Source organism: Caballeronia sp. LZ003 (assembly GCF_031451465.1).
Taxonomy (GTDB): domain Bacteria; phylum Pseudomonadota; class Gammaproteobacteria; order Burkholderiales; family Burkholderiaceae; genus Caballeronia.
In genome coordinates, this window is record NZ_JARUXJ010000015.1 from 1 (window position 1) to 2320 (window position 2320).

At 60.8% G+C, this 2320-nt stretch carries 3 protein-coding genes and 1 pseudogene; all 4 read left to right on the plus strand.

Annotated features, from left to right (window positions below):
- Nucleotides 1-132: 132 nt before the first annotated feature.
- Complete coding sequence (locus QCE79_RS32370; protein WP_309851381.1) at nt 133-492, plus strand: phage tail protein; 360 nt, start codon at nt 133-135, stop codon at nt 490-492.
- Complete coding sequence (locus tag QCE79_RS32375; protein WP_309851384.1) at nt 489-1187, plus strand: phage minor tail protein L; 699 nt, start codon at nt 489-491, stop codon at nt 1185-1187. The genes QCE79_RS32370 and QCE79_RS32375 overlap by 4 nt, the downstream gene beginning before the upstream one ends.
- A 3-nt stretch (nt 1188-1190) precedes the next feature.
- Entirely contained in the window at nt 1191-1955 is a 765-nt protein-coding gene (locus QCE79_RS32380; protein WP_309851386.1) for a C40 family peptidase, read from the plus strand.
- Nucleotides 1955-2320, plus strand: a pseudogene (locus QCE79_RS32385) (tail assembly protein); the annotation flags it as partial. The gene QCE79_RS32380 and the pseudogene QCE79_RS32385, both read left to right, overlap by 1 nt.

The following is a 2320-nucleotide window of genomic DNA, read 5'->3' on the forward strand; positions in this document are numbered from 1 at the left end:
AGGTGCGGGCTTGGGCGAACAGGACGCACGTGAGTTGCAGGAGATGGTGCGCGCATTTGTGGATCAGAGAATCGCCCGCAAGATGGGCGGGCAGGGCGGCGTCGGTTATTTGATGTCGCAGGGGTTGCTCGCGTGAGCATATCAGCTACGCATCGCACCTTTACCTGGTCACCTTCTGTTGATGCGGAGGGAACCACGCACTATCGAGTGCGTGCGGTGCAGTTTGGCGACGGCTATAGCCAGGTCGTGGCGGACGGCGCGCGCAACGTTACCGAGTCGTGGCCGTTACGGTTTGTGGCATGCGGCCAGGAAATCGGCGCAATCCGCGCGTTTCTCGATGCCACGCGCGGTACCGAAGCCTTTTACTGGACACCGCCATTACGCACGCGCGGCCTGTTCAGGCTTGACGCTCAGCAGGGCGTGCAAACGCGCGCGCTCGGCGGCGATCTTTACGCATTAAGCGTGACATTCAAGGAGGTCTTTGACGCATGAGTGAAGTGATCAATGCGGCACGTGCGGATGTGCAGCGACTGGAGCCGGGTGCGCTGATCAATTTATTCGAGCTCGATCTGACAAGCCGAGGCGGTGAAGTTCTGCGGTTTCATGCGCATCAGCACGGTGGCCTAATCAAATGGCAAGGGCAGCAGTATCACGCATTTCCCGTGCAAATTATGGGCTTCGGACGAACGGGGGACGCCGCACAACCCACGCCTACGCTGAGCGTCGCCAATCTCGACGGCGCGATTTCCAGACTATGCGAGCGATTCGCCGATCTCGTGGGCGCGCCCGTGCGACGGCGCAGAACGCTTGCGCAGTATCTTGACGATAGCGCGCAAGCCGATCCGCACGCCGAGATGCCCGTCGAGGTGTGGCTAATTGAGCAAAAGACGCTTGAAACGGCGGCGGTGGTCGAATTCTCTTTGAGTTCACCCTTGGATCTGTCGGGGCGCAAACTGCCTGCACGCCAGATTATCAGTGCGGTGTGTCAATGGGAGTACCGCGGTGCTGAATGCGGTTATCGCGGAACGGATTACTTCACGCGCAACAACATTAAGACGGACAATCCGGAAGAGGATAGGTGCGGTGGGCGATTGTCGTGCTGCCGAAAGCGCTTCAAGGACGTGCCGCTGCCTTTTGGTGGCTTTCCGGCGGCAGGCGCGGATGGCACGCTCACGCGCGGCGGATAAGTGATGCTTGCCGATCGGACGCGTGCGGCGATTCAGAAGCACGCGCTCGCGTGTTATCCGAACGAATCGTGCGGGCTAATCGTGAACGGCGCTTACCTGCCGTGCGCCAACGCTTCTCATCACCCATCCGAGCACTTTTCCATTTCAGCGGCCGACTATGCTTGCGCAGAAGATGTGGGGTCCGTGCAGGCCATCGTTCATTCGCATCCTGATGCGAGTGCTCTGCCAAGCCTTGATGACCTGTTTGCATGTGGGACGTCAGGCGCTCCGGTGTGGCTCATCCAAAGCGTTGAACGCGGCGAGGGCGGCGCCGCTCAGGCAGGCCGCCTTCACCAATTTACGGCGCAAGCAATCGCTCAAGCGACTGCCACCGCGCCGCTCCTCGGTGCGCGCTTCGTACACGGCACACATGATTGTTATGGCGTCGTGCGACGTTATTACCGCGCAGCACTCGGGCTGGATCTGCCGGACTTCGAACGCTCCGGGAAGTGGTGGATCGATCCCGCCCGCTCGCTGTACCTGGACAACTACGAAGCGGCGGGCTTCGCGAACATAGAGCTCAGTGCAAGCTTGCATACGGGCGACGTCTTACTTATGGCAATTGCGAGCCGATACGGCGTGCCCAACCACGCCGCAGTCTATCTTGGGAACGACGAGATATTGCACCACCTTTGGGGTCAGCTCTCGCGACGTGAGCCGCTGCCCCGTTACCGCAAACACGTGACGCATGTGCTGCGTCATCGGGAGACGCTCAATTGGAAGATGTAGTGCGCCCAATCAGGCTCTATGGGAGTCTGGGGGCCAAGTTCGGTCGCGACCACGCCTATATCGTGCGTTCTCCTCGCGAAGCGATCGGTGCCCTCGGTGCCATGATTCCGGGCTTCTGGCGCGAGCTCTGCAAGAGCGGGGAACAAGGCGTGCGCTATGCGGTGTTCGTCGGACAGCGCAACGTGACAGAGACGCAGCTTGGCTGGCCGTCTGGCGGCGAGCCGATTCGTATCGCACCGGTGCTTGCAGGAAGTAAGGCGGGCGGGATCTTCCAGACGATTGCGGGCGTGGCGCTTGCCGCGGCAGGCGCTGCGTCGATGTGGCTGATTCCAGGCAACAAGTTCGGCATCGACATGATGCTCATG